The following is a 26,945-nucleotide window of genomic DNA, read 5'->3' as shown; positions in this document are numbered from 1 at the left end:
ATACAGATGAAACGCAGGTGGCTCTTCCTGTTCGCATTTTTGTTAGTGCCGTTTTCGCGTATGCAGGCAAGCGAGGTTTTTTCTTTTGTAGAAGGCCAGGATTCTAAATACATCGGAAAATTCGTTTCTATCTTCACTGATCCGACTGGGAAGCTTGGGCTTAAGGATGTTTCCGGCCAAAGGACGCTCTTTAAAAGCTGTAAGGAAGATGTTCCCAATCTGGGGCTTTCACAGGCCAACCGGTGGATCCGTTTCTCGGTTAAGAATCTGTCCGATCAGGAGCGGCTCGTTGTGAACCTGTCCCATCCCAACATCGATGAAGTAACTTTTTACCGGCGATATGAAGACGGATCTGTTGACAGTAGCCGCGTTCAGCTCGGAAAAAGATCGGAGGCAGTAGTTTATCCCCACCAATTCTATTTGTTCGAGATCGACATAAAAAAAAATCAGCAGGTCGAGTGCTACTTTAAGTTGTTTAGCAACACGCAGCTTTCAGTGCCAATCTCGATCTATAGCACTGAAGGAATTTTACAGCCGCTTCTGACGACAGATATATTTTCTGCGATTTATATCGGGTTAATGTTGGCCATGATCTTGTACAACATCTTTCTGTACTTCTCTACGCGGGAGCCGCATTATCACATTTACGTCAATTATGTTTTTTGGGTTGCGATCGCTCAAATGGCTGTTCTAGGGTTATTAAACCGTTTCTTGATTGTCGAGAATACGTGGGTGGCCAGCCGGCTCTTGACGTTTTCCGGCGCCATGTCAGGCATCGCAGCGATCTTTTTTGTGAAGTCATTTCTCCAGACGGCCAAGGATTCGCCGAGATTCAATATCTTGCTCAATATATTCTTAATGGGATACGCCGTAGCAATAGCGCTGTTAATCGGAGGCTTTATTGCGCCCGCCCACAAGATGGTAAACGTTGTTGCAGGAGGAGGATCGACGATTGTTCTTGTTTTGGCATTCGAATTATCGAGAAAGAAATTCCGTCAAACGCGGTACTTCCTGTTTGCCTGGTGCGTTTTTCTAATCGGTGTTTTGGTTTACGTACTTAAAGACTACAATGTGCTTCCCTATAACTTTTTTACGCTTAGGGCTGTACAGATCGGGGCCGTTTTTGAAGCTATTTTATTATCTTTCGCTTTAGGCGATAAAATTAATATCTACCGCAAGGAAAAAGACGAATCTCAGGCTAGGGAACTGGCCATTTCATTGGAACATGCCCGTCTTATACGCGAGCAGAACGTCGTTCTGGAACAAAAGGTTGAAGAACGGACACGGGCTTTAACAGAGACAAACGAGTCGCTGCAGGTCACGTTAACACACCTGAAGGAAGCGCAGTCTCAGCTCGTGCAGGCAGAGAAAATGGCGTCTTTAGGGCAGCTAACCGCAGGGGTAGCCCACGAAATCAACAACCCCATAAATTTTGTGACATCCAACGTAGGACCATTAAAACGGGACGTCAACATGCTTTGGGAGACACTGGAGGAGGTGGAAAGAATTGCACTTACGGAGGATTTGTCCTTATCAGCCAAGCGTTCAAAAATCCTTGCTTATAAGGAAGAAATGGACATCGATTACCTGAAAACGGAAATTGATTTTCTGTTGAAAGGCATGCATGACGGCGCATACCGCACAGCAGAAATCGTAAAAAGCTTGCGTATTTTCTCACGCGTAGATGAAGATGTATTCAAATACGCGGATATAAACGAAGGTTTGGAGTCTACGATGGTAATTATCGGAAGCTTAATACGGGACGGTATTGATGTAAAGACAAGACTGGGTGAACTGCCTCCGGTTGAGTGTCATAGCGGAAAGCTTAACCAGGTTTTTCTGAATATTTTAACGAATGCGGTCTATGCAATTAATAAGCGGTATCCGGAGAAGAAAGGCGGAGAACTCAGTATTGAAACAGGCGTAAACGAGGATGAGACGGTCTTCATTAAAATTAGCGACAATGGTATCGGTATTCCCGCTGAAATCCAGGATAAAATTTTTGAACCGTTTTTTACGACGAAGGGTGTGGGAGAAGGGACCGGACTTGGCATGTCTATCGCCTATAATACAATAGCACGGCATCACGGAAAGATAGAGATAGACTCCGAAGTGGGTAGTGGAACAACGTTTAAACTGGTTCTGCCGGTAAATCAACCTAAATAATAGACAGTTCTTAGATGTCCAAGAAATAATCTGTAACTTCGTCTGTTGGGTGGAATAATACTTTGATAAAAACTATGCAAAAAGGGTTGGAAATACTATACATTGATGACGAAGTAAACAACTTACTTGGTTTTAAGGCTAGTTTTCGACATCAGTATGTAGTGCACACGGCGGAAACAACTGCTGAGGCAAGAGAGAAGCTCCTTGCAAATCCGCACATACGCGTCATATTTTGCGATCAACGTATGCCCGGTGAGTTCGGCGTGGACTTTTTTGCGCGTATAAAAAGTGAATTTCCAAGGCCGATCCGTATTTTATTGACCGCTTACGCCGACATGGAGACCGTCGTGGAAGCGGTCAATAGAGGACATATATTCAGATTTGTCCGTAAACCCTGGCTGGAGGAGGAGATCATATCCTCTATCGAAGAAGCTGATAAGTTCTATATTGCTAATTCGATGTTGGACATTAGAAACGAGGAACTCCAGCGAGCCTACGACGAACTGGATAAATTTGCCTATAGTGTAAGCCATGACCTCCGTGATCCGCTTTCCGGTATACTTTCTGCTGTCAAGCTGGGGTTAGAGTTCGATCAGGTCGAACGTATCCACGAATTGCTATCACTGATGGATGACTCCCTGACCAGGTTGGACGCTTATATAGACAGCCTGCGCGATTACTACCTGTTGAGACGGGGAGAGCTTCTGTTGTCCGACATTGATTTCCATGCTTTATTCGAAGATATCGGACAGTTTTACAAGATGTATACACAGAACAACGACGTAGTCTTTGCTATCGATGTCGTTCAGCATACCACTTTTAAGAGTGACAAAGCGGTGTTGGAGCTGATCTTACATAATCTCTTATCGAATGCGTTTAAATATCAACGGCGGGATGCTGACAATAAATCGGTTAGCTTATCGGTTAATGTGATGAACGATAAAGCCACAATAGTTGTCAAAGACACGGGTATCGGCATCGCGTCAGAACACAAGAACGACATATTTAAGTTGTTTTTCAGAGGTAGCGACCAGGCGAAAGGGATGGGATTTGGTCTTTATAATGTACAGAGTGCGCTGCTAAAGCTACAGGGAAGTATTGAGGTGAAGTCGCAGCTCGGTGTAGGTACCACGTTTGAAGTCGTTATTCCTAATAAAGGCGAGATCGATCTGCTTTAAGAGAGTAGTTTTTGACGCAATAAAAACTCTAACTGTTCATTTGAAACCTCAAGTTTGGAATTCTGCTCAACTATTTTTTTTCGTTCAGCATAAACTTCGTACGCCCGTTGTATTGTTTTATCAAGCTCCTCTTCGCTCCAAGGTTTGTTGAGGTAGTGAAAAATCTTGCCTTTATTTACGGCATCTATTACGGCAGCCATGTCGGTGTATCCGGTAAGCAGGATGCGCATAGGTTCGGGGTTAATTTTAATCACCTCTTCTAGAAACTCCACTCCGGTCATGTCGGGCATCCGCTGGTCCGTGATGATGATATCGATAGGCTTCTTCTTGACGATATCTATTGCAGTCGGGCCATTTATAGCTGTGTAAACCTTATATTTCAAACGGAATGTTGCTTTAAAGGATATTAAGTTGTTTTCTTCATCGTCAACATATAGAATGGCGATTTTGTCTTTTTTATTTTCCATGCTTGGTCCGTTTTAAGTGTGACAACTACAAAAATACAAATATACCGAGTGAATCAAAAGAAGCTTCTTTCTAAAAAAGCGCGGCGGCCCTGGGATACACGTCGTCGGTCATTATTTGACAATTGGATTATTAGTTCGTGGGCGCTCCGGTTGCGGTCCGTTCCTGTGCAGATTACCGCTTGGCGGTGTAACCTATGACTATTTTTCTAACTTTGTGGCGGTTTAGTTCAAAGTGATGAGTAATAGCGACATAAAGCGACTTTCGAGATTAATTGCGATTTTAACCAGACTGCAGACGCAGCGGCTTTTGACCGCCAAAAGTCTTGCCGAAAAGTTTAACGTCAGCATCAGAACAATTTATAGAGATATCAGAGCGCTCGAGCAGGCCGGTGTTCCCGTAATAACCGAAGAGGGAAAAGGCTATGCGCTGATGGAAGGATACCGGATTCCGCCGGTTATGTTTACCGAAGCCCAGGCTAATGCGCTGATCATGGCCGAGCAGCTGGTTCTTAAAAATAAGGATGCCTCTTTTGTTAAAGACTATACCGAGGCTATTGAAAAAATTAAGGCCGTACTAAAATACAACGTGAAAGACAAGGTTAATCTGCTGTCCGAAAGAACACGCTTTGACCGTAATATCAACCGTGAGCGGACAAGCAGCAACCTCTCCGAACTGCAGTTTGCCTTGACAAATTTTTACCTGACAAAGGTGGAGTATACCAATGAATCCAATGAATCCACCGTCCGATTGGTGGAGCCTTTTGCACTGCTGAGTACGGACAACTGGTTATTGATTGCTTACTGTCATTTGCGTAAAGAATTTCGTTTTTTCCGGCTCGACCGGATAAAGAAGCTGGAGGTACTCGCCGAAAAATTCGATCCCCATAAAATGACGCTACAGGAATATTTTGATCGCTACCATTAGCTTTTTTTTACCCCTGACATAGGGCTGTCCTAGCTGCATTTTAGTTTTGTTCCATCAATAAAACGGATACTAAAATGGAGAAGAAAACTTTCGACCCCTGGGAATGGGGGCAAAACACAAATTCAGTACAGGCTGTTGAAGTAAAAAATATTACGGGGACACTCTATTGTTCGGGTCAGGTCGCTATAGATGCCAATGGAATGCCGAGTAATGAAGACATGCGGTCGCAACTTATTCTGGCTATACAAAATCTGGAACAGTTGATAAACGAAGCGGGCTACGATTGTAAGAACATTGTCCGGCTGAATGTCTACACAACATCAACAGAAACATTTTTTGCCACGTGTATGGATGTTTATGTTCCTTTCATTCAAAAGTATGGTATTAAACAGGCAACAACGTTGCTCGGTGTTAAGGAACTTTTTGCTACATTGACCGTCGAATTGGAAGCCACGGTTGTTAAATAAGCATGAACGAAATAGACATATTTTATCCGACGAGTCAGGCAGCGTGGCGACAGTGGCTGGTTAAATATCACTTGTCAAAGAGCGCTGTCTGGCTTGTTTTCTATAGAAAGTCATCTAACAAACCTTCTCTAACATGGAGCGAGGCGGTCGATGTTGCGCTCTGTTTTGGCTGGATAGATAGTAAGAAGGTTAAGATAGACAACGAAGCGTCCCGGCAGCTTTTTAGCAGACGGAAGCCTCAGAGTACATGGTCAAAGATCAACAAAGAAAAAGTTCAGCGGCTCATCGCTGAAGGACAGATGGAAGCAGCTGGATATGAGAGCATCGAAATTGCCCGGCAAAATGGCTCATGGACCCTATTGGATGAGGTAGAGGAACTGAAGATCCCTGACGATCTGGAAATAGCGTTTGCGCGATACGAAGGTGCGAAGGACTACTTTCTAGGTTTAAGCAAGACAGCTAAAAAGAGAGTGTTACAATGGGTTGTCTTAGCTAGGCGCCCCGAAACCCGACAGAAGAGGATCACCGAAATCGCCGAACTTGCCGCGGATAATAAACTGCCGCGCGCAGTCGACGATCGCCTGAACGTCTGAACAGGACAGAGCGTGCTTTTGCCCGGAGCGGAATCGGAGGGCTTAAGACCCCTGGCTAAAGTGCCTGTGGGTGGATTGCACAGCGGCTTAGCACGCATCAGAGCCTGCTACATGTTGGAGCGAGATAACTTCTTCGGCAGGCGCTGGCCTTTACGCGCGTTTTCTAACAACCGAACAAGCAACTAACATTCTTGGTTTGCATGCTGATTAATATATTCCGATGGACTTAGTCCATACATCTTTTTGAAAAGCGTAGAAAAGTGCGTTTGGTTGGTGAACCCTAGCGCGTAAGCTACCTGTGATATGTTTGTTTGCTTATCCAAGAGCAGCTTTTCCGCTTGCTTAAGGCGTATATTCCGGATAAATTCGCTGGTCGAGACACCCGTCAGGGCCTTCACCTTTCGATGCAGTTGGACCCGGCTTAAACCGACTTCGTCGGCCAGCAGTTGTACGTTCAGACTTGGATTCTCAAGATATTTGTTGACGACGTTGACGATGCGTTCCATCAGTACTTCATCACTTGATTTAAACGTAATCGTTTTTACTTTTCCTTCCTGCTGCTGCGCACCCGAATACTTGCCTTTGACCGTCATCCGATTCTTTATGAGATTGTCTGCCATGGCTAATAATTCTTCGATAAGAAAGGGTTTAGTAAGGTAAGCGTCGGCGCCCAATCCGATACCTTGCATCCTGTCTTCATGGTTTATCTTAGCAGTGAGCAAGATGACAGGAATGTGGTTGGTGCTGCTGTTACTTTTTATCTTTTTTACGAGGTCAAAGCCGTCCATGTCGGGCATCGATACGTCAGAAATAATTAGGTCAGGGAGCTGCGATAATGCAAGTTGAAAGGCGTCGGTTCCATTTTCTGCCGACAGAATCCTGTAAAGCCCCTGTAGCTCCTGACTCACATAGTTTAAAATATCTTTTTCGTCGTCGACGACTAACACTTTAAAATTCGACTTCCGTGACAGGGGCCGTACTGCCGGCATTTGCAGTACCGGCGGCGCTTCGGCGGGCTCTTCAGACGGCATCGGTTTGTCGTTGCTATACTGTAGCAGGCTTGCTTTCGGCAAATGAGCTGTGCCCATTGGAATCTGGACGCAGAAGCGGCTTCCTTTTACTTCTGTCCGGTTTTCGACAAAAACTTTTCCCCCGTGTTTTTTTACGAGAGCCTGAGTCAGATGCAAGCCTATTCCGGATCCTTGTTGCCTGCTACTGGTCTGATTCGCCCCTTGATAGAAGCGTTTGAAGATATTAACGTTTTCGCCATCCGGGATGCCGGGGCCCGTGTCGGTTACTGTTATTTCTGCGTAATGCTGTTGCTTGGTCGCTTGCCCATTGACAGACGACGAAACATGGATGCCTATGCTTCCGCCGTCCGGTGTATATTTGAAAGCGTTGGACAGCAAATTGTTGATGATCTTATCGAGACTGTTGACGTCCGCCCAAACGTTGACGTGCGCTGCATCTGGACTTAACTGAAACTGTATATTTCTCTCACGGGCTTGCTCTTCGAATGCCTGTGCACATTGTTTCGCAAAGTCGGTCAGGTTTATCTCTGTAAACGTCATGTGGAGCTGTCCGCTTTCCAACTTCCGGATGTCTAATAACTGATTTACAAGATGCAGAATGCGACGGGCATTCCGTTGCATATTCAGTAATGTTTCCTTCGTGTGGATATCAGATGTGTTTCGAATCAGCTTGTCGATCGGGCTGAGTACCAAAGTAAGGGGGGATCTGATTTCGTGCGAAATATCGGTAAACAGCTGGAGTTTATACGCATGCAACTTCTCCAAACGGCGTTCACGAAGGTAGTTGGCTATCAACGTAAGAAGTCCTATAAATATGGCGAGATAAACAATATACGCAAAGGTGCTACGGTACCAGGGCGGGGTGATATGCAACGTAACCCATCTGCTTTCGGAATAGGCACCAAATTTACAAGCCCTGATTTCCAACTCGTGCGTTCCGGGCGAGAGGTTGTTGTATGTGATGAGGTTTACGCCTGGCAACGTTGTATTCCACGTTTTATTAAAGCCTTTCATTCGGTATTCGTAATGAATGTTTTCGGGACTGTTGAAGTCCATGGTCGATAGTTCCAAAGTAAAGCTATCGTCTTGGCTGGCAAAGTAAAAATCAGTTGCCGTCGCAAGGCTTTGGTCGTAGATAGACCTTCGCCCCGACAGCGCCCCCGGTTTGACAGATTGGTTTCGGACATATAGATTGGTAATAAATACCGGACGCGTATATTCCGATGTTTGGATCTGTTTTGGAAGGAACGACGTTATTCCCTGCTTTCCGCCGTAATAGATTCTACCGGTTGCATCTTGGTAGTAAACGGATCGATTGTAAGACCGGTCGACCAGGCCGTCGCCTGTATAGTAGGTGATGATTTTTCCTGTGGTGGGGTTAATGTAGTTGATGCCGTTGAACGTGCTGCACCATATGTTACCGAGTTGGTCTTTGCCCAGTCCCGAGATGACGTTGCTTGAAAGGCCGTTGTTTGTCGTGTAACTGAAAAGTTCCTGTGTCTCCCTGCTAATCTCGTGAAGGCCATTGTATGTTCCAGCCCATATATTTCGGTCCGCATCTTCCAGCAATGAAAGAACGATCTGCTCGGATAGTCCGCGGTTTGCCCATTCGTTTGTAAAAATGTTCTTTTGAGGATCGTAGCAGCTTACCCCTTTGTGATGACCTAACCAAATTAGTCCACTCTGATCGCAAAGGATGGCATTGATCCAGTCGTTTCCCAATGCTCCGCCGTCGGCTGTACTGTTGTTCATACTGAACTGTCTGCATCTCCCTGTGTGTGGGTCGTATTCGACAAAGCCGCGGCCGAACGTAGATATATAATATCTGCCGTTTTTCCCGAGAGTCATAGTCATGTTCTCCTTTTCCGCCAATAAATCCAGGTATGTAGCTTTTCCGCTTCCGCGGAGTATTTTGCCAAGTCCCCGATCGAAAGACAAGAACAATATGTCTCCGTTGGTATCTTCCAGCAGTTGGGTTATATTTTGGAGGTCGGTGTACCTTCTGAGAACGCGGCCCGCGCCATCTGCCTGGAATACACCAGCTCCTTTTACGCTATACCAGACAAAGCCATCCCGATCTTTCATGATCGCATTTATTTTTTTTCGATCAGACTCTTCGATGTCCAAAATGCGCCAAAATTCGAACTGTTTGCCCGCCGCAGGAATAAAGACGAGCCCGCGCTGGTACCAACCAAGCCAAAAGTTATTTTCCCTATCCTGAAAAAATGTACGTATACCCGCTTTGCTGTAGTTTTTATCCAGACTTGAAAGTTCGGTCTGCCGGATACGTAAAGGAGATGCTGACAGATCCATCCGCCAAACGCCTTCTCCTTCTGTCATAAAATAGATCTGTCCATCTTGTGCGATGCGCATTTCATTGATAATAGGATGTCGTCCTTCTTCGAAAGGTACTGAAACAGCTTTTTTGAGCGATTTGTCTATGAGGGCCACATGTGAATTGTACGCTAATATCACTCCACCGTCTCCGGTATTGACCATGTTGTATTTTCCACCCTTGGGAAACGGAATATCGCTTTTAGGCAGCTCGTGTTTCCTACTGAGGTTGGACGCAATACAGGTCACGCCTGCCCGATCTATCGCTATCCAGATACGACGTTGGCTGTCCTCGATCAGCCGCCGGCCATACATGCCTCCGGCCAGCTCGTTGATTCCCGTTAAGGCATTTGCTGTTTCATTAATAACATCGATAGCGAAAACTCCCCAGCCTGAGGTGGCAACCCACAGCGATCCGTCGTGACGTGTCAATATATCGGTGATATGCGGGGCTATCTGATCGGGGAACCGGATTCGTTGAAACTGATCCTTGTCTTCGTTATAATACTGTAGTCCGTTTGAGCAACCGACCCACAGACGGTCGTCGCGGTCGCGGTGTAGGATGGTAACATGGTTGCTGGAAACGGAAGTGCTATCCTGTATGTCATGGAGATATTGTACAAAGCGTATACCATCAAATTTATTGAGGCCGTATTCCGTCGCTATCCAGATGTAGCCATGCTTGTCCTGAGAAACGCTGGTAATAAGATTCGAAGAAAGTTCTCCGAATCCATAGTCTCTATGGTCGTAGATACGTGTTGCTTGTGCCGTTGCTTGAATTATCGGTAAACTAAGTAGCAGCAACAATACGAAAATTGCCCTCAACATAATTTTTTTATTGGTTACTTCCCGAAAGATACATAATCCATTATTTATTTCCTGATGGAAAAGTTTTTTTTATCGTTGAAATGTACATCGGTTGTACGAGATGAAACATGTGGAAACGAAAATGAAACAAACAGTATCCGCTGCGCAACAAAAGCAAAGTAGAATGTAACAAATGGCGGGGCCCGACATGTCGAATAGCGCTATCTTTACTTCTGTAAAATTTGAAGATAGCGGCGTAGCTGGATACTCCTTATTTTACTGGCCAATTTTAAACACGATGTATAAGCCTTTGATGTATATTAAACATATATCTTTTTTCTTTTGCTTTTTCTTTTGCGGAAAGCTCACCCATGCACAACTGTTGTCGGCAGCGGAGTTTGTTTTTCGCGAGGCAGAGCAGAACTATGTACCGCTTATTGAAGATGGTAATCCTATACCTTTACAAGTAGATAGCAATGACCACAAAGGCGTTTTACGGGCTGTCGAAAGCTTGCAAAGGGACTTCGAGCGGGTTGCCGGAAGGCGTGCCGAAAGCGGAACGGGTACTACGGGGGGTATATGGATTGGCACGGTTGGACAATCAGCATTAATAGATGGTTTATTGGGCAAAGGTCTGATCGATGGCGGAGCACTAGAAGGGAAGCGTGAGAAATTTATCATCACGGTGGTGGACGATACGCGGGTAGCGGAGACCCCCGTGCTAATCATCGCAGGTAGCGATAAACGAGGCACTATCTACGGTATCTATGAATTATCTAAACAAATGGGCGTCTCGCCGTGGCACTACTGGGCCGATGTACCTGTAGAACGCGCCACTGATCTCTATCTAAAGCCAGGCAGTTACACGGAAGGTGAGCCTGCTGTTCACTACCGCGGAATTTTTTTAAACGACGAATACCCCGCATTGACCCGATGGACCAATTATACATTTGGCGGATACAATAGCCGGTTCTATGAAAAAGTGTTTGAGTTGCTGCTCCGTTTAAAAGGCAACTTTTTGTGGCCCGCCATGTGGGGTAACGCATTTTATGACGACGATTCAAAAAACGGTGCTTTGGCGAATGAAATGGGAATCGTGATGGGAACTTCCCACCATGAACCTATGGCAAGAGCGCAGGACGAGTGGAAGCGGTATGGCAATGGCGGTGCGTGGGACTATAGTAAGAACAAGCAGGGGTTATGGGATTTTTGGCGAGGCGGTATTGAACGTGTCAGCGATTTGGAAACGGTAGTAACCATCGCTATGCGCGGGGATGGTGATGAACCCATGAGTGATGAACAAAATATAAGTCTCCTGGAGGACATTGTTAAAGATCAACGGCAGATCATAAAAGACGTTACAGGCAAAGATCCCGAGCATACGCCCCAAGTCTGGGCGCTGTATAAAGAGGTGCAGGACTACTACGACGATGGTATGCGTGTGCCGGATGATGTAACTTTGCTTTTCTGTGACGACAATTGGGGCAATGTACGCAAGCTGCCCGACCCCCAAAGCCAAACCCGCAAAGGGGGATATGGCATGTACTATCACTTCGACTATGTCGGAGCTCCCCGCAACACAAAGTGGTTAAACGTCACCCAGATATCCCGTGTCTGGGAGCAGATGAATTTGACTTATGAACACGGCGTAGACAGGATATGGATTGTAAATGTCGGCGATCTAAAGCCGATGGAGTACCCGATTTCGTTTTTCCTGGATATGGCTTGGGACCCGAAGCGTTTTAGACCCGCAAACTTAATCACACACACCGAGCGATGGTGCGCACAACAGTTTGGAGAGCAATATGCAAAGGAAGCGGCACGGTTGATCGATATGTACACAAAGTTTAATCATCGCGTAACGCCGGAGCTGCTGAATCATAAAACCTATAGTCTGGAAAACTACAATGAATTCGATCGTGTTGTGCAGGAATATCGTACGCTGCTTTTAGACGCCATGCGTTTGTACAATCAGTTGCCCCTCCGTTACAAGGATGCTTTCGACCAACTGGTACTGTTTCCCATCAACGGCATGTCCAACTTGTATGATATGTATTATGCCAAGGCGAAAAACGATTTTTTTGCGGCGAAAAACGATATACAGGCCAACTATTGGGCTGATAAAGTGAAAGAAGCATTCGCCCGCGACTCGCTGTTGACTGTCCATTTCCATACCCTGGCGGACGGAAAATGGAAGCATATGATGGATCAGGTCCGTATTGGCTATACGAGCTGGAACGAACCGCCTTTTAGCATCATGCCCAAAGTAACGTATATAGACCCGGTTTCCGTAAAAGCGGTTTCGAATGTTTTCGTTGAGCAGGATCGCCACATAGCGATTGAGGCTCCAAATTTTCATTCGGCAAGTGGCTCTTCCCACGTGCAGTGGGCCGAAATCCCAAACTTGGGAAAAACAGAATCTGCAGTGACGACTGTGCCGGTGACTGCACCATTGGACGAGAACGTATATTTAATATATAAGGTCGACGTCAAATCGGCCGGAAAAGCAAAGCTAACTGTATTGACATCGCCTACCTTAAACTATAACGCAAATAAGGGGCTGCGTTATGCGGTTTCCATCAACAATGGCGAAGAGCAGGTGGTAAATATTAATGGACATTACAAGGGAGAGCTTGGTCAGTGGCAGGCACGGCGCATTATTGAGAACATCACCGAACATCATTTCGATGGGCCGGGCGAATATACTATCCGCGTCCGGCCTCTCGAACATGGTATTGTCATTCAAAAGTTGGTATTGGACTTTGGTGGTGTCAAACCGTCTTACCTGGGACCGCCGCAAAGCAAACGACGTTAAAGCAAAAATATAACATTTAAATATTTAAACTAGCGACTAACAACATGAAGGTACAAACACGTCTGGCAGACGAGTCGAAAGGCTTTTATAAGCTCTCATTACTACAACGAATTGGATTTGGGTCTGGCGACCTCGCGCAGAACCTGATTTATCAGACGGTTTCCATGTATCTTCTGATTTTCTATACGAATGTCTTCGGCATCTCCGCTGCTGCCGCCGGCGTCATGTTTCTTGTAGTCAGGATTGTGGATGTCGTGTGGGATCCTATCGTCGGCGCCTTTGTGGACAAAAGTAATCCCAAAATGGGAAAATATCGATCGTATCTCGTTCTCGGAGGCATACCGCTTACAGGTTTCGCGATCCTCTGTTTTTGGAACGGCTTCTCAGGGTCGTTGGTATACGCGTACGTTACCTATGTTGGACTGTCGATGCTTTACACGCTGATCAATGTGCCATATGGAGCCTTAAACGCATCATTGACCCGTGATACCGATGAAATTACAAAGCTGACGTCCGCACGTATGTTTATGGCTAATCTGGGCGGTTTGGCTGTGGGATACGGTGTGCCGATTGTGGTACAATACCTTTCGCCCGACGGGAAGATCAACTCCCGTGAATCCGGCGACGCTTGGTTTATTACGATGACTATTTATGCTATTGTAGGACTGTGTCTGCTTGTGTTCTGTTACAAACACACCAAAGAGCGGGTCGTCATGGATGAAAAAGACACAGAGAAAGTTAAGGTATCAGATTTATGGGTAGAGTTTAAACATAATGGCCCCTTACGCGTGCTGGCGTTCTTCTTTATTACGGCATTCGCCATGATGGCTATCGGAAATTCGGCCGGCTCCTATTACATGATCTACAATGTGCAAGCACCGGAGATATTGCCTTACTTCATGGCGCTGGGGTCCATCCCGGCATTCATTTTTATGCCCTTGGTGCCAGCAATAAAGAGGGCAATCGGTAAAAAGCAGATGTTTTATGTATTCCTGACAATAGCCATCGGCGGAATGATCATGCTCTATGTGATTTCCGTTGTTCCGACGCTGAAAACGCAGGTGTGGCTCGTGCTTGTGGCGCAATTTGTTAAGTCGACCGGCGTAATCGTGGCTACGGGCTACATGTGGGCACTCGTGCCAGAGGTCATATCGTACGGTGAGTACGCTACAGGCAAACGTATCTCAGGAATAGTGAACGCTTTGACCGGTATTTTTTATAAAGCAGGAATGGCCCTGGGGGGCGTTGTTCCGGGCTTGGTCCTGGCTTATGTGGGCTTTGACAAGGACAACGCGATCGCTCAATCCGCATTTGCAGAGCAGGGTATCCTTTGGCTTGTCGCCGTTATACCGGCAGCACTGCTTCTGGTAGGCATGTTTATTATTTCCCGGTATAAGCTGGAAGATGATGTTATCGATAGAATCAATCATGAAATAGAAAATAGACATAAAATTTGAAAACAAAAACGTTAACCATGAACGCAGTAAAAACGATTGTCCTGTTTGGGGCGGTGGCTTTGGGAGTCGCCTGTTCGTCTACATTATCAGGTACGAAAGAAGAGCCTCGCGCCACTTCTTTAAAAGAAGCTTATGCAGATAAATTTTATATGGGCGCCGCGCTGAACCTCAATCAAATCTGGGAAAAGGACGAGGCCGCGGTTGCAGTAGTGCTTCAGCAATTCAATTCTATTGTAGCGGAAAATTGCATGAAAAGTATGCATGTGCAGCCTGAAGAAGGACGATTCTATTTTAGGGATGCGGACAAGTTCGTGGAATTTGGAGAGAGAAACAACATGCACATCGTGGGACATACGCTCGTATGGCACTCCCAGGCTCCCAACTGGTTTTTCGTAGACGCCTCAGGAAAGGACGTATCCCGGGAAGTGCTGATCGAAAGAATGCGGAATCACATCCATACCGTTGTGTCCCGTTATAAAGGACGTGTGCACGGCTGGGACGTTGTCAACGAAGCTATTTTAGACAACGGAGACTACAGGAATAGTAAGTTCTATCAGATTATTGGCGAAGACTTCATTCCATTGGCATTTAAATTTGCTCAGGAGGCAGACCCTGATGCGGAGCTATACTACAACGACTATTCTACGGCGGTGCCCACAAAAAGGGCGGGGATAGTGCGGATGGTTAAGAAATTGCAGGAAGCGGGCGTAAAAATCGACGGCATAGGCATGCAGGAACATCATGGGCTGTATCACCCTGATGTAGCAGAAGTGGAGAAAACAATTGTTGAGTTCGCCGCGCTTGGCACGAAAGTGATGGTAACAGAGATGGATATTTCGGTTTTACCACATGGAAGAGCCAACGTAGGCGCAGAAATAAGTGATACGACAGCCTACGACGAGAAATTGAATCCTTATACAGAGGGACTTCCGGCAAAAAAAATGGAAGAATTGGGTAATCGTTATAAAGCATTTTTCGAACTTTACCTAAAACATCAGGATAAAATCAGTCGGGTAACGCTGTGGGGCGTCGGCGATGGCGATTCCTGGAAGAATGACTGGCCAATACAGGGGCGGACCGATTATCCCCTGCTGTTTGATCGCGAATACCAGCCCAAACCGTTTCTTCAAGACCTTATTGATTTAGCAAGTAACTCTCAAAAAAAGTAATACAATGAAGACTTCCAGATATTTGTTTCCTCATGATTATATGGCCGATCCATCCGCTCATGTGTTTGAAAATAAAATCTATATATACCCTTCCCATGACCGGGAGAGTGGTATACCCGAAAACGATAACGGAGATCATTTTGATATGCAGGACTATCATGTTTTTTCCATGGATAATGAAGATGCGGAAGTCGTTGACCATGGTGTCGCCCTGACCATCAAAGATATTCCGTGGGCCGGCAGGCAGCTGTGGGACACCGATGTGGCCTATAAAGACGGAAAGTACTATATGTATTTTCCACTGAAAGATCAAAACGATATTTTTCGTTTGGGTGTGGCCGTCAGCGACAGACCTACGGGGCCGTTCCTGCCCCAGCCGCATCCTATGAAAGGGAGCTATAGCATAGATCCCTGTGCATTCGAAGACAATGGCGAATATTACCTTTATTTCGGGGGTATATGGGGCGGGCAATTGCAGTTTTACCGTAACAATAAATTGCAGCCACCTTGCGACTTGCCTCATTTTCATGAGCCGGCGCTATGTCCGAAGATCGCGAAGCTGCAAGATAATATGCTTGAGTTTGCCGAGGAACCAAAGGATGTGCTCCTGCTCGATGCAGATGGCCAACCGCTGAAGCAAGGCGACACCGAGCGTCGCTTTTTTGAAGCATCGTGGGTGCACAAGTACAATGGGAAATACTATTTTTCCTATTCAACCGGCGATACTCATTTGTTATGTTACGCGGTCGGAGACAACCCATATGGGCCTTTTACCTATCAAGGCATTATTCTTACGCCGGTAGTCGGTTGGACAACGCATCACAGCATTCTGGAGTTTAAAGGAAAATGGTTTCTATTTTATCATGACTCAGTACCCTCTGGCGGAAAAACCTGGCTGCGAAGCATGAAAATGATCGAACTCGAATACGATGAGCAAGGATTAATCAAAACGATAGACGGACGGAAGGACTGAACAATATCTCTACATCGATGATACGACACCTTTTTTTACTGATTTCACTTTTTTCCGGTCTGCTATACGCAGAAGATGGCAGCCGACTATGGTTGCGGTACACTGCCGTAGACGACCATACGGCGCGGCAGCGTACAATTAACCTGCAACATAGTGATGCAATAACGCAGCTGGCAAAAAAAGAACTCGACAGCTATTGGAGAGGGCCGTCCGTCTCGATGCATGTGGATAGGAAAGCCGCGCATCTGAAGGAAGGGTACCAGATCAAAGCGGAAAAGGGACGTATCGAAATATGTGCGGCAGCACCAGTAGGACTGCTATATGGAGCTTACCATTTGTTGAGACTCCAGCACACCGGTGCAGATGTCCATAGCCTGAACGTCGAAGAAATTCCTAGTTATGATATCCGGATGTTGAACCACTGGGATAACCTCGACCGGACAGTGGAAAGGGGATATGCAGGTTATTCCTTATGGCGTTGGAATGAGTTGCCGGGCAAGCTGTCTCCAAGATACGAACAGTATGCCCGTGCGAATGCTTCTATCGGAATTAATGCCACTGTATTGAATAATGTCAACGCATCGCCGGAAATTTTAACGCTGGATTACATCCTGAAGGTTAAGGCATTGGCGGATATCTTTCGTAAATATGGGATCAGGGTGTATTTATCAGCGAATTTTTCGTCACCAAAGGTCCTCGGCGGATTGGTCGACGCAGATCCGATGCGGAAAGAAGTAAAAGATTGGTGGAAAAATAAGGTAAACGAGATCTATCGACATATCCCGGACTTTGGAGGTTTCTTGGTCAAGGCGAATTCAGAAGGACAACCGGGACCGCAGGACTACGGACGTACTCATGCCGACGGGGCCAACATGTTAGCCGACGCGCTAAGGCCACACGGAGGGACGGTGATGTGGCGGGCGTTCGTCTATAACCCCACGCAGGAGGACCGGGCCAAGCAGGCATTCCAGGAGTTCGTTCCGTTAGACGGCGACTTTCGCGATAACGTGATCATTCAGATAAAAAATGGCCCCATTGATTTTCAGCCGAGGGAACCTTTTACGCCCCTTTTTGGCGCAATGAGACGAACCCCACAAATGGTGGAGTTCCAGATTACGCAGGAGTATTTAGGCTTCTCTAACCATTTAGTCTACCTGGCGCCACTATTCAAGGAGACGTTGGATGCGGATACGTATTGCAGTGGAGCGGGAAGCACGGTCGCTCGAGTGACGGACGGCAGTATCTGGAGACAAAAGAAAACCGCAATTGCCGCGGTCGCTAATATCGGAGAAGACCGAAACTGGACAGGACATGATTTTGCCCAGGCAAACTGGTACGCCTACGGCCGCTTAGCGTGGAACCATCAATTGTCTGCAAGCGCTATTGCAGAAGAGTGGATTATGCAAACCTTTACCGATTCTTCCGGTTTTGTAAAACCTGTCAGGCAGATGATGATGGATTCCCGTGAAGCCGCGGTAAACTATATGATGCCGCTTGGCTTACATCATATTTTCGCGTTCAATCACCATTACGGACCGGAACCGTGGGGCGACATTCAAGGAGGAAGACCCGACTGGATGCCATGGTATTATCATAACGCGGACACGGCTGGAATTGGGTTCGATCGCACCACAAATGGGAGCAACGCGGTATCGCAGTACAATGAGCCGCTGCGAAGCGTCTTTAACGATAGGCAAACGTGCCCGGAAAACCTGCTGTTGTGGTTTCACCACGTGCCTTGGGATCATCAGATGAAGAACGGCCGTACGCTATGGGCGGAGCTGTGTAATCGCTATGACCTTGGTGTTCAGACGGTGCGTGAATTCCAAAAGGTATGGGACAGACTGGAGCCCTTCGTTGATAAGTCGCGTTTTGAACATGTGCAATCGAAGTTGAAGATTCAAACAAAGGATGCTGTATGGTGGAGAGATGCATGTCTTCTGTATTTTCAGACCTTTTCGCAGCTGCCTATTCCTTATGAACTGGAACGGCCGATTCACGAGCTGGAAGCATTAAAAAAAATAAAATTAGACATGAAGCACCATAATTAGGTACTACCTTATATGTGTTATCTGGACGGGTGGCTCGACCTAAAAAGGCGATATGTGATGGACAGCGAGTATGTGGATCCTCCCTACTTAAGAACGACTACGATGCTGTTCTATCATATGGTAAGGTGATCCAGCTGAGCAAAAATAAACTTAAGTAATATTTGATATGCAATTTTTCATAGACACGGCAAACCTGGCCGACATTCAGGAGGCGCACGATTTAGGCGTACTCGATGGTGTAACGACCAACCCTTCTTTAATGGCTAAGGAAGGTATCAGCGGCGATGAGAGGGTACGAAATCATTATAAAGCGATCTGCGCCATAGTAGACGGGGACGTGAGTGCAGAGGTGATTTCTACGACGTATGAGGAGATGATCAAGGAGGGCGAGGAACTTGCCGCCTTGGACAGTAAGATTGTCGTTAAGGTGCCAATGATCCAAGCCGGCGTAAAAGCAATCCGTTATTTTAGCCAGAAAGGTATCAAAACCAATTGTACATTGGTTTTTTCTGCGGGACAGGCACTTCTTGCCGCGAAAGCTGGGGCGACGTATGTGTCGCCCTTTATTGGCCGCTTGGATGATATTTCCGTTAGCGGATTGGCGCTCATCGCAGAGATACGTGAAATCTACGACAACTATGCGTTTGACACAAAGATTCTCGCAGCGTCGGTCCGACATAGTGCGCACATCCTGGGATGTGCCAAGATTGGGGCAGACGTTATGACAGGCCCTTTGTCGGCCATACTGGGATTATTGAAACACCCGCTTACAGATAGCGGGTTGGCGCAGTTCCTAGCAGATCACAAGAGAGCATTAGAACAGAAAATGTAATTATTTAACACTATAATGAACGTAACATGAAAGTTTTAACCGGAGATCAGGAGTATTTCAAGAATATCGGACAGATAAACTATGAAGGTATAGAATCAGATAATCCGCTGGCGTTTCGGTGGTATGATGCCAATCGTGTCGTAGCGGGCAAAACCATGGCAGAACATTTTAAGTTTGCCTGCGCTTATTGGCATTCTTTCAATGGCAAAGGATCAGACCCTTTTGGTGGGCCGACGTTATTTTTTCCGTGGGACGTAAAGAAGACCATTCTAGAACGCGCGAAGGATAAAATGGATGCAGCCTTTGAGTTTATGACGAAGATGCAGCTGCAGTACTACTGTTTTCATGATGTGGATCTGATAGATCATACCGAAAACATAGCAGAAAACGAAGAGCATATGTCGCAGATAGTCGCCTATGCGAAAGAAAAGCAGCAACAGAGCGGCATTAAGCTTCTTTGGGGAACGGCGAATTTGTTTAGCCATCACCGTTATATGAATGGCGCAGCAACCAATCCGGATTTTCATGTCGTGGCCCACGGAGGGACGCAGGTGAAAGCCGCTATCGATGCGACGATTGCCCTTGACGGTGAGAATTATGTTTTTTGGGGTGGCCGGGAAGGATATATGTCTCTTTTGAACACGAATATGAAACGGGAGCAAGAGCACATGGCTCGTTTTTTACACATGGCAAAAGATTATGCCCGCAGAAATGGCTTTAAGGGGACCTTTTTTATCGAACCTAAACCCTGTGAGCCCACAAAGCATCAGTATGATTACGATGCGGCTACCGTTATTGGTTTTTTGCGGCAATACGACCTGTTAGACGACTTTAAACTAAACCTGGAAGTTAACCATGCTACATTGGCTGGCCACACGTTTCAACACGAGCTACAGGTCGCGGTAGATGCGGGACTTCTGGGATCAATTGACGCGAATCGTGGCGATTATCAAAACGGTTGGGATACCGATCAGTTTCCCAATGACCTTCACGAGTTGACCGAATCCCTGCTGATTATACTTGAAGGAGGCGGCTTACAGGGCGGCGGCGTGAACTTCGACGCGAAGATCCGCCGCAACTCGACTGACCCTGCCGACCTGTTTTACGCACACATAGGCGGCATGGATAATTTTGCCCGCGCCTTGATTGCGGCAGACAATATCCTACAACATTCGGCATACAGGAAAGTCCGTACGGAACGCTACGCAAGTTTCGACAGCGGAATTGGCTCTGATTTTGAACAAGGCAAGTTGGCGCTGGAAGACCTGCGCGCCTTCGCTTTGGCGAATGGAGAGCCTCAGGCAATCAGCGGGCGTCAGGAATATCTGGAAAACATGATTAGTCGATTCATATAAACCATTTCTCTCTTTGGGTGGGGTTTGTTCCCACCCCTCTTTGGTGAATGAAAACCCACGAAGGTCAGTGTTTGCTAGAGTTGGTTAGCGACCGCAGGGTGCTGCAGGCGTAAACGCAGCGGATAAGACTTTGACGTTAACATTGGATTTAATGATGGTGCTGAATAAGCAACCGAAGTTGATTTTCAATAGTGTAGACGGCGTTAGTTTCCAGTCAAATGCCTTGCCGATAAAGCCGCGGAAGTTGTGGCTACCGTTAAGTCAAAGGAAACGCCGCTCTCTTGGGTGTGCGAAGTAATCGAAGAAAAAAGAAAAAACATGATCCGAAACGAGATGAAAAAGAGTAAACATAAACAGACAGCAGTGTGGTTAGGCCTGCTTTTATTGGCGGTATTGTCCGCATGTCGGCATGTTCAAGATAAGGACGGCGGCAGAATCGTTGCCGGTAACGAACCGATTTTCCAAAACTTCGAATATGTTGGAAAGGATGAGATATATGTGGAAAATCCCTTGCCTGAAGGACATTTTTATAGCCCGATCTTACAGGGATGTTATCCCGATCCGAGCATCACCCGTAAGGGAGATGACTATTATTTGGTGACTTCTTCTTTTGTAATGTTTCCCGGTGTGCCTATCTTTCATTCTAAGGACCTGGTGAACTGGAAACAGATAGGACATGTGTTGGAAAGAGAATCGCAATTGAAAGTGGGCGATGCGGGCATTAGCATGGGTGTTTATGCACCGGATATTCTGTACAACCCACATAATGATACGTTTTACTTGATTACGACGCAATTTGCTGGTGGATTTGGAAATATCGTCGTAAAAACGAAAGATCCGCTTCAAGGCAATTGGTCGGATCCAATTAAGTTAAATTTTGATGGGATTGACCCAGCGCTATTCTTTGATGATGATGGAAAAGCCTACGTAGTGCACAACGATGCACCGGATGAGGGTAAAGAACTTTACCAAGGCCATCGCGTGATCAAAGTGTGGGACTACGATGTGGAAAAAGATCAAGTTATTGCCGGCACGGACAAGATTATCGTTGACGGTGGGGTTGACATTTCCAAAAAGCCGATATGGATTGAGGCGCCCCATGTCTATAAGCGATACGGAAAATACTATTTAATGTGTGCCGAAGGCGGAACTGGCGCCAACCACAGCGAAGTCATTTTCGTCAGTGACAGCCCTCGAGGGCCTTACAAACCTGCTGAAAAGAATCCTATTCTATCGCAACGGCATTTGGATAAGAGCAGACCAAACCCTGTAGAGTGGGCCGGTCATGCGGATCTGGTGGAAACACCGAACGGCGACTGGTATGGCGTATTCCTTGCCATTCGTCCGAATGAAAAGGGACGAGTAAATACCGGTCGCGAAACATTTATCTTGCCGGTCGATTGGTCGGGCGAATGGCCGGTATTCCAAGGTGGTATGGAGCCGCTTAAGCCGTCCATCGAGATGCCGCGAGGTGCAGAAAACAAGACGGGTATGGACGACTTTTTTCCTAGCGGCAATTTTACGTTTGTTGATAATTTTGAGGGAACTGGTTTGGATGATCGATGGATAGCCCTGCGTGGGCCGCGTGAAAAATTTATCCGAAAGAGCAAGAACGGGCTTGTCATCAAGCCATTTAATGTTAATATTAAAGCTCTAAAGCCCATTTCTACATTATTCCACCGTCAGCAGCATGCTACTTTTTCGGCATCCGTCGATATGCATTATAAGCCCGAGACGGCCGGCGATTTGGCGGGGTTAGCCTGTGTACAAAGCGAGGCATTCAATTATGTATTCGGCGTCACGAAGTCGGGTAAGGATTATTATCTGGTACTAGAACGAACAGAAAAAGGAACATCTAAGCTTATCGCGCAAACGAGGTTGGAAAGAATGGGTAAAATATCGTTGAAAGTTACCGCCAATGGTGATGATTATCGATTTTACTATGCGATGAACAATGGAACATTCGAGAATTTAGGCGGCACCGTGTCAGGCGACATCCTTTCGACGGATGTAGCTGGCGGGTTTACCGGCGCCATGATTGGACTGTATGCAACATCTGCAAATGATATAAAAGTAGAGTAGAAGCAAGGGAGGCTGTCTTGCCGCTCGTAAAACTTATCAAAACGAACGGCTAGACAGCATCCATGCCTCTCTCTCGTCCTCTCCCTAATCTTTTAGTATACGCAACATGGTTTCCGCATAGCGCTTACCTAATAAACGGTAGCCTGCAGCGCTGAAATGTAAACCATCTGGCACACCCTCGCATCCTTCTGATGAGACGACATGTGCATTGGGGATGGTTTGTGGAAGTGTTTCGATAATCGCGTTCATACTGGCACATTTTCCCCCATGCTCTGCAGCTAATAATTCTCCGACAAGGAGGGGCGTCTTGTCGGCTTGCAGGTTTAGATCGTTAAGTAGGTTGTTGTATACTCGGTTTACCTTATTTGGCCAATCTTTGTCACCCGTATTGCTCTCACCTTGGTGTAATAAGATCGCTTTGACAACGCCTCGCTGTTGTGCAAGTTTTGCCATGTCAACAAGTGTTTTGTAGGGATTGTTGCCGTATAGAGCCAGTTTATTTTTCATCCAATCAGGGGCCTGCTCAACATAACCAGCTGTGCTGTCTTTGTCAAACAATTGGATATGACAGCCTCCAACCGCGACGTGTACTAACCCGACCGTAACGCTGTCGGGTAAATTCTCGATAAGTGTCTTGCCAAAGTGCTCGGCGGGACTTACACCTGTATTGCAGTGGCACAGTGGAGCTTTAGCCGGGTACCATCGCCCTTTTTGTCTACCTAGTTCTGGACAATTCACGGCTTGCAGTTGTAGTATCCTAGGATGGGTGATGGTATCCTGTGCTTCGATTTTGCCTGTGCCCTCCATATTGGACTGACCAAAACAGATGTATATATGGAAATTAGGGTTTTGGGCGTAACTGCAATGGCAAGAGACCACGAGTGAGAAAATTACTAGAAATAAAAATGGTGTTTTCTGTTTCATTTTATATCGGTTCTTTATAAGGAAAGGAGGATGCCCCGTATGGATCCTCCTTTCCAACGTATTATTACTTCTGCTTTTGCAACGCCTCTGCAACAGCTTGATAGGCCGGTTTTCGCACCAGATTTTCGGTCCACAAGCCGACAGGTTCTCCTCTTCTCCAGAACGAATACTCTGCGTTCGGGCTGTCTAATGGGCTCCAGATCGTAATACCATACTGTTGTGCTTTAGGTATAATCTCGAAATATTTCTCGATCACAAATTGATACATTTCTGCCTGTGCTGCATATTGTTCTGCTGTCGCATTCGGTGTCTGCGTATTGTTTCCGAGACCGATATCCAGTTCGGATACTTTGATCAGTTTGCCGGTTGCAGCAAGCAACTCATACATCCTTACGATGTTATCCTTATCCGTGTTTATATCAATATGCATTTGTGTGCCGATGCCATCTACGGTAACACCTTTACTCTCTACATATTCAACATAGGCGATAAGTCCTTTGCATTTGTCACCACCACCTTCGAGACCATAGTCGTTAATAAAGAGTTTATCGTCTGGATCTCCGTATTGTCTTGCGTATTGGATAGCTTTAACAGCATAATCTTTGCCTAAGTAATCCTGCCAATAAAACTCATCGGCTGCCATGTTCTCTTTACCTACCCCTGTTTTCAAGGCATACTGATCCGGCCAGTCTGACATGGGCTCGTTAACAACGTCCCAAGCCTTGATGTGGCCTTTTGTGACTTCCATCATGCCGGCGATAAAGGTTTCCAGCGCTTGGGAAATAATTTGTTCTTTTTCTTCCGGTGTTTTTTCAATGACACCTCCACCGGATCCACCGTACCCCTCACCGTCGGCAGATAGCTGTCGGTTAGAGCCATTTCCCCAGCCGATCCAACCACCCATACCATTTTCGAAATTGCCGTTAGCAATGAGATTCTTTGTACCGCCGGCCACGGTTAAGCGTACGTCATCGATATACACCGTACCATCATAAGCTCCATGGTTTACGATAAATCGGTTACGCAAACCAGTGCTGGTTAATGTAAAAGTGTATTCCTGATAATCAGTGCTTAAGCTGATGTTGCCAAAGCTATTGCCGGAGTAGTCGGCGGAATTTTGAAGATCTACGCCGATAGAACCAGCTTTGGAACCTTTAGCAGCAATGCTTAGTGTGAATGCAGTACCGGCATCTACCGCATCGAAATCGTAAGCCGTCTGCGCCTCCCATGGGTTGACAACCGATGGGTTGGTCAGCGTCAGAGCGTAGCCTCTATCGCCGACAGGTCCTCCACCGCCTTGCTCGTTGAACTTGCTAACCTTGATATTATCGAAATAGTAGGTAGTGGCGTTCAGTCCCAGATTAAAAGCAATCGCAGCTGCGCCTGCCATGTCTTCGGAAACAGTAATTTCCCTTGTATAGGTAGTCCATGTCGGTGTAGTCGAAATATTCCCAAAGAAATCATAGTGTATATACTCGTACGGTACACGGTGTGCCTGCGAGCTATAGCTTGCTGCCGCATTCGAGCGAACATCCATCGAGAGTTCATAGCGTTCGCCGACCGCCACCGGCTGGTCCAAACGGATAAAAAACTGTACATCCCAGTCGTTAGTACGTACGGAGCTGTTGGTCACTTTTAATGCGCGCCCCTGACCGTTAGCGCCTTGCCCATCTGCTGTGAAAGAGGCTTCTACGTTATCTGTATAAAGGTAGTTGGCATTGTCGTCGGTTTCAAAATCAATAGCAGTGACCACATCCCAACTCGGTCCGCCGACGTTGACGGGCGCAATCAGGCCGTTGAGGTAAGCGGCATTTTGTCCGGCATGCCATACTAAGGTATGCCCGTACAGCCTCATATTGTTTTCCGCGGCCAATTCGATAAGGGATCGGACATTGGCCAAGTTCAGCGATCCATCGTTTTGCACAATAGAAAAATGCTTCATGGCATTTGCCGTCACGATTTCTTCAAAATTTCGGTTCACTAAGCGATGCATCACGCCCTTACCTAGGTAGTCCGAAATATTGACAGCTACCCCCCAGCGGAAGTCGGCATTTGCCTCTTTATCCAAATAGCTGAGGAGTGGGGCGTACGAATCGATATCTTCTTGAGCGATAATGCTCTCTGGTTTACCTACGGGAAAATCTGCGGTTATTTGTTTGGCGCAGGAATTCCCGAGGAGGGCTGCAACAAGGAGATAAGTGCTGGTTCTATAACGAAGGTTCATATGCGAATTGATTAAAGTTCTTTATCGGTTTATTGTTCTTTCGGAGCAATCACAAAGGTTTCCATTTTCACTCCTCGGTCACGCATTACGAGCGTGTCTTTACTGGAAACATGCATGGCATCCATATCAATTTCATAGGCTAGGTACAGGACGTCGCGATCGGTATTTCCCCATGAATTTTTATCGCCGCGCTTCACAAAGGATCCCGTTCCGCTGGCATTGACGCCAGAAGTCCCCGAGCTAATGCTGCAATTGTTGTTGCTATCGAAAGTCAGGATCAGCTCTAGGTTGATATTCGTTTGGTCTACATTAGCGAACGTTAGCGGTAGAATCAGTTTTTGTAACCCTTGGGTGTGAAGGCTGACGACTTCATCTCGTTCCACTAGTCCTTCGTTACGGACGATCCTTTGCGTTAGGCTTTCACGACCATTTTTTCCGTCAATATTATCAACGCCACGGCGTAGGTAGTTGCCGTGCCAGGTGTTGATGTATTTAATGGCGTATAGGGTATAGTTTTTCGGCACTATCTCCCAATCCTCTTCCCTCGTCGGTCTAAGTAGGCTTCCCGATTCTATAGGGCGTCCGGACAAGATGGTATCTGCATTGCTAACGCCAGTCATCCGAATGGGTAGGACATAGTTCGTACTTAGCGATTTTGGATCAGCGAAGAAAGCATCTGTGAGTTGTACCTCCACGCCACCTATCAAACTTCCCTTAGGTATAAGTATGCTATTGGATGCCAACGTATAGTAATTTTGCGGCAACGCCTCAATGGGGGCTCCGGCAGGGGCGGTTCCGCCCGGACCAAATACGATATCGTCCGTCAAGCTATTGTCCACTTCAAAGTCAATACGTATATCTTTTAGGTTGTTATATACGCCGGCGGTTGTCGCCATGACCATGAACTTATGTTCGTTATCTAGGCTGGTATCGAAGATATCCTCTCCTAGAGTGAGGGTGCGGATGGGCGATTGATAAGCAAAGTATACTGACTGGTAGTCGTAATCTGGAAATTCCCAATCTTGATTTTTACAGGCAGAAAAGCTGAACACAAGCAAGGCAATTCCGCAGTATATCGTTTTTATCTTCATGGTT

At 46.5% G+C, this 26,945-nt stretch carries 18 protein-coding genes; 13 read left to right on the top strand and 5 right to left on the bottom strand.

The window, feature by feature from the left end; all coding sequences use genetic code 11:
- Nucleotides 1-6: 6 nt before the first annotated feature.
- On the top strand, nucleotides 7-2,166 hold the full coding sequence (locus tag BC792_RS03825) for a sensor histidine kinase (protein WP_170249944.1): 2,160 nt from the start codon (nucleotides 7-9) through the stop codon (nucleotides 2,164-2,166).
- A 74-nt stretch (nucleotides 2,167-2,240) separates the two neighbouring features.
- The gene (locus BC792_RS03820) at nucleotides 2,241-3,344 is read left to right on the top strand and encodes a hybrid sensor histidine kinase/response regulator (protein WP_148907657.1); all 1,104 of its coding nucleotides are present in this window, start codon (nucleotides 2,241-2,243) and stop codon (nucleotides 3,342-3,344) included.
- Here the strand turns inward: BC792_RS03820 and BC792_RS03815 are convergent.
- A complete protein-coding gene (locus BC792_RS03815) occupies nucleotides 3,341-3,811 on the bottom strand; it encodes a response regulator (protein WP_148907656.1) in 471 nt (156 codons plus the stop codon). The two genes, BC792_RS03820 and BC792_RS03815, sit on opposite strands and share 4 nt — an antisense overlap.
- Nucleotides 3,812-4,046: 235 nt before the next feature.
- Between BC792_RS03815 and BC792_RS03810 the strand changes: the two genes are divergently transcribed.
- From BC792_RS03810 to BC792_RS03800, 3 genes are all read left to right on the top strand, one after another.
- Complete coding sequence (locus BC792_RS03810) at nucleotides 4,047-4,736, top strand: helix-turn-helix transcriptional regulator (protein ID WP_148907655.1); 690 nt, start codon at nucleotides 4,047-4,049, stop codon at nucleotides 4,734-4,736.
- Nucleotides 4,737-4,810: 74 nt separating this feature from the next.
- Entirely contained in the window at nucleotides 4,811-5,203 is a 393-nt protein-coding gene (locus BC792_RS03805) for a RidA family protein (RefSeq protein WP_148907654.1), read from the top strand.
- 2 nt (nucleotides 5,204-5,205) lie between these two features.
- Nucleotides 5,206-5,796, top strand: coding sequence for a YdeI/OmpD-associated family protein (locus BC792_RS03800; protein WP_148907653.1), 591 nt, complete (start codon nucleotides 5,206-5,208; stop codon nucleotides 5,794-5,796).
- Nucleotides 5,797-5,978: 182 nt separating this feature from the next.
- On the opposite strand, the gene BC792_RS03795 is transcribed toward BC792_RS03800, so the two are convergent.
- On the bottom strand, nucleotides 5,979-9,989 hold the full coding sequence (locus tag BC792_RS03795; protein WP_148907652.1) for a hybrid sensor histidine kinase/response regulator transcription factor: 4,011 nt from the start codon (nucleotides 9,987-9,989) through the stop codon (nucleotides 5,979-5,981).
- A gap of 187 nt (nucleotides 9,990-10,176) precedes the next feature.
- On the opposite strand from BC792_RS03795, the gene BC792_RS03790 reads away from it, so the two are divergent.
- The 8 genes from BC792_RS03790 to BC792_RS03755 all read left to right on the top strand — a co-directional run bounded on the left by BC792_RS03790 (nucleotide 10,177) and on the right by BC792_RS03755 (nucleotide 22,702).
- Entirely contained in the window at nucleotides 10,177-12,783 is a 2,607-nt protein-coding gene (locus tag BC792_RS03790) for a glycosyl hydrolase 115 family protein (RefSeq protein WP_246154837.1), read from the top strand.
- Between the two features lie 44 nt (nucleotides 12,784-12,827).
- Nucleotides 12,828-14,240 (top strand): MFS transporter, encoded by a 1,413-nt coding sequence (locus BC792_RS03785; RefSeq protein ID WP_148907650.1) that lies wholly within the window; start codon nucleotides 12,828-12,830, stop codon nucleotides 14,238-14,240.
- 17 nt (nucleotides 14,241-14,257) lie between these two features.
- Entirely contained in the window at nucleotides 14,258-15,409 is a 1,152-nt protein-coding gene (locus tag BC792_RS03780) for an endo-1,4-beta-xylanase (RefSeq protein WP_148907649.1), read from the top strand.
- 4 nt (nucleotides 15,410-15,413) lie between these two features.
- Nucleotides 15,414-16,382 (top strand): glycoside hydrolase family 43 protein, encoded by a 969-nt coding sequence (locus tag BC792_RS03775; RefSeq protein WP_148907648.1) that lies wholly within the window; start codon nucleotides 15,414-15,416, stop codon nucleotides 16,380-16,382.
- 17 nt (nucleotides 16,383-16,399) lie between these two features.
- Nucleotides 16,400-18,433, top strand: a complete 2,034-nt coding sequence (locus tag BC792_RS03770) for an alpha-glucuronidase (protein ID WP_148907647.1) — start codon at nucleotides 16,400-16,402, stop codon at nucleotides 18,431-18,433.
- Nucleotides 18,434-18,599: 166 nt separating this feature from the next.
- Nucleotides 18,600-19,265, top strand: coding sequence for a fructose-6-phosphate aldolase (gene fsa, locus BC792_RS03765; protein ID WP_148907646.1), 666 nt, complete (start codon nucleotides 18,600-18,602; stop codon nucleotides 19,263-19,265).
- 26 nt (nucleotides 19,266-19,291) lie between these two features.
- On the top strand, nucleotides 19,292-20,620 hold the full coding sequence (gene xylA, locus BC792_RS03760) for a xylose isomerase (protein WP_148907645.1): 1,329 nt from the start codon (nucleotides 19,292-19,294) through the stop codon (nucleotides 20,618-20,620).
- Between the two features lie 333 nt (nucleotides 20,621-20,953).
- A complete protein-coding gene (locus BC792_RS03755; protein ID WP_148907644.1) occupies nucleotides 20,954-22,702 on the top strand; it encodes a glycoside hydrolase family 43 protein in 1,749 nt (582 codons plus the stop codon).
- Nucleotides 22,703-22,786: 84 nt separating this feature from the next.
- Here the strand turns inward: BC792_RS03755 and BC792_RS03750 are convergent, their stop codons facing one another.
- From BC792_RS03750 to BC792_RS03740, 3 genes are all read right to left on the bottom strand, one after another.
- Nucleotides 22,787-23,626, bottom strand: coding sequence for a sialate O-acetylesterase (locus BC792_RS03750; RefSeq protein WP_148907643.1), 840 nt, complete (start codon nucleotides 23,624-23,626; stop codon nucleotides 22,787-22,789).
- A gap of 64 nt (nucleotides 23,627-23,690) precedes the next feature.
- Nucleotides 23,691-25,850, bottom strand: coding sequence for an endo-1,4-beta-xylanase (locus BC792_RS03745; RefSeq protein ID WP_148907642.1), 2,160 nt, complete (start codon nucleotides 25,848-25,850; stop codon nucleotides 23,691-23,693).
- A gap of 29 nt (nucleotides 25,851-25,879) precedes the next feature.
- Nucleotides 25,880-26,941 carry a DUF5627 domain-containing protein gene (locus BC792_RS03740; protein WP_148907641.1) on the bottom strand — a complete coding sequence of 354 codons (1,062 nt, stop codon included), beginning with the start codon at nucleotides 26,939-26,941 and terminating at the stop codon, nucleotides 25,880-25,882.
- Nucleotides 26,942-26,945: the final 4 nt, after the last annotated feature.

This window comes from Sphingobacterium allocomposti (assembly GCF_008124885.1).
GTDB lineage: Bacteria > Bacteroidota > Bacteroidia > Sphingobacteriales > Sphingobacteriaceae > Sphingobacterium > Sphingobacterium allocomposti.
This window is presented reverse-complemented; position numbering and strand designations above follow the sequence as displayed.

Bases quoted from the DNA above. Each gene is read 5' to 3' on its own strand.
- BC792_RS03825 (WP_170249944.1), top strand. From the start codon at position 7: ATGAAACGCAGGTGGCTCTTCCTGTTCGCATTTTTGTTAGTGCCGTTT.
- BC792_RS03820 (WP_148907657.1), top strand. From the start codon at position 2,241: ATGCAAAAAGGGTTGGAAATACTATACATTGATGACGAAGTAAACAAC.
- BC792_RS03815 (WP_148907656.1), bottom strand. From the start codon at position 3,811: ATGGAAAATAAAAAAGACAAAATCGCCATTCTATATGTTGACGATGAA.
- BC792_RS03810 (WP_148907655.1), top strand. From the start codon at position 4,047: ATGAGTAATAGCGACATAAAGCGACTTTCGAGATTAATTGCGATTTTA.
- BC792_RS03805 (WP_148907654.1), top strand. From the start codon at position 4,811: ATGGAGAAGAAAACTTTCGACCCCTGGGAATGGGGGCAAAACACAAAT.
- BC792_RS03800 (WP_148907653.1), top strand. From the start codon at position 5,206: ATGAACGAAATAGACATATTTTATCCGACGAGTCAGGCAGCGTGGCGA.
- BC792_RS03795 (WP_148907652.1), bottom strand. From the start codon at position 9,989: ATGTTGAGGGCAATTTTCGTATTGTTGCTGCTACTTAGTTTACCGATA.
- BC792_RS03790 (WP_246154837.1), top strand. From the start codon at position 10,177: ATGTCGAATAGCGCTATCTTTACTTCTGTAAAATTTGAAGATAGCGGC.
- BC792_RS03785 (WP_148907650.1), top strand. From the start codon at position 12,828: ATGAAGGTACAAACACGTCTGGCAGACGAGTCGAAAGGCTTTTATAAG.
- BC792_RS03780 (WP_148907649.1), top strand. From the start codon at position 14,258: ATGAACGCAGTAAAAACGATTGTCCTGTTTGGGGCGGTGGCTTTGGGA.
- BC792_RS03775 (WP_148907648.1), top strand. From the start codon at position 15,414: ATGAAGACTTCCAGATATTTGTTTCCTCATGATTATATGGCCGATCCA.
- BC792_RS03770 (WP_148907647.1), top strand. From the start codon at position 16,400: ATGATACGACACCTTTTTTTACTGATTTCACTTTTTTCCGGTCTGCTA.
- fsa (WP_148907646.1), top strand. From the start codon at position 18,600: ATGCAATTTTTCATAGACACGGCAAACCTGGCCGACATTCAGGAGGCG.
- xylA (WP_148907645.1), top strand. From the start codon at position 19,292: ATGAAAGTTTTAACCGGAGATCAGGAGTATTTCAAGAATATCGGACAG.
- BC792_RS03755 (WP_148907644.1), top strand. From the start codon at position 20,954: ATGAAAAAGAGTAAACATAAACAGACAGCAGTGTGGTTAGGCCTGCTT.
- BC792_RS03750 (WP_148907643.1), bottom strand. From the start codon at position 23,626: ATGAAACAGAAAACACCATTTTTATTTCTAGTAATTTTCTCACTCGTG.
- BC792_RS03745 (WP_148907642.1), bottom strand. From the start codon at position 25,850: ATGAACCTTCGTTATAGAACCAGCACTTATCTCCTTGTTGCAGCCCTC.
- BC792_RS03740 (WP_148907641.1), bottom strand. From the start codon at position 26,941: ATGAAGATAAAAACGATATACTGCGGAATTGCCTTGCTTGTGTTCAGC.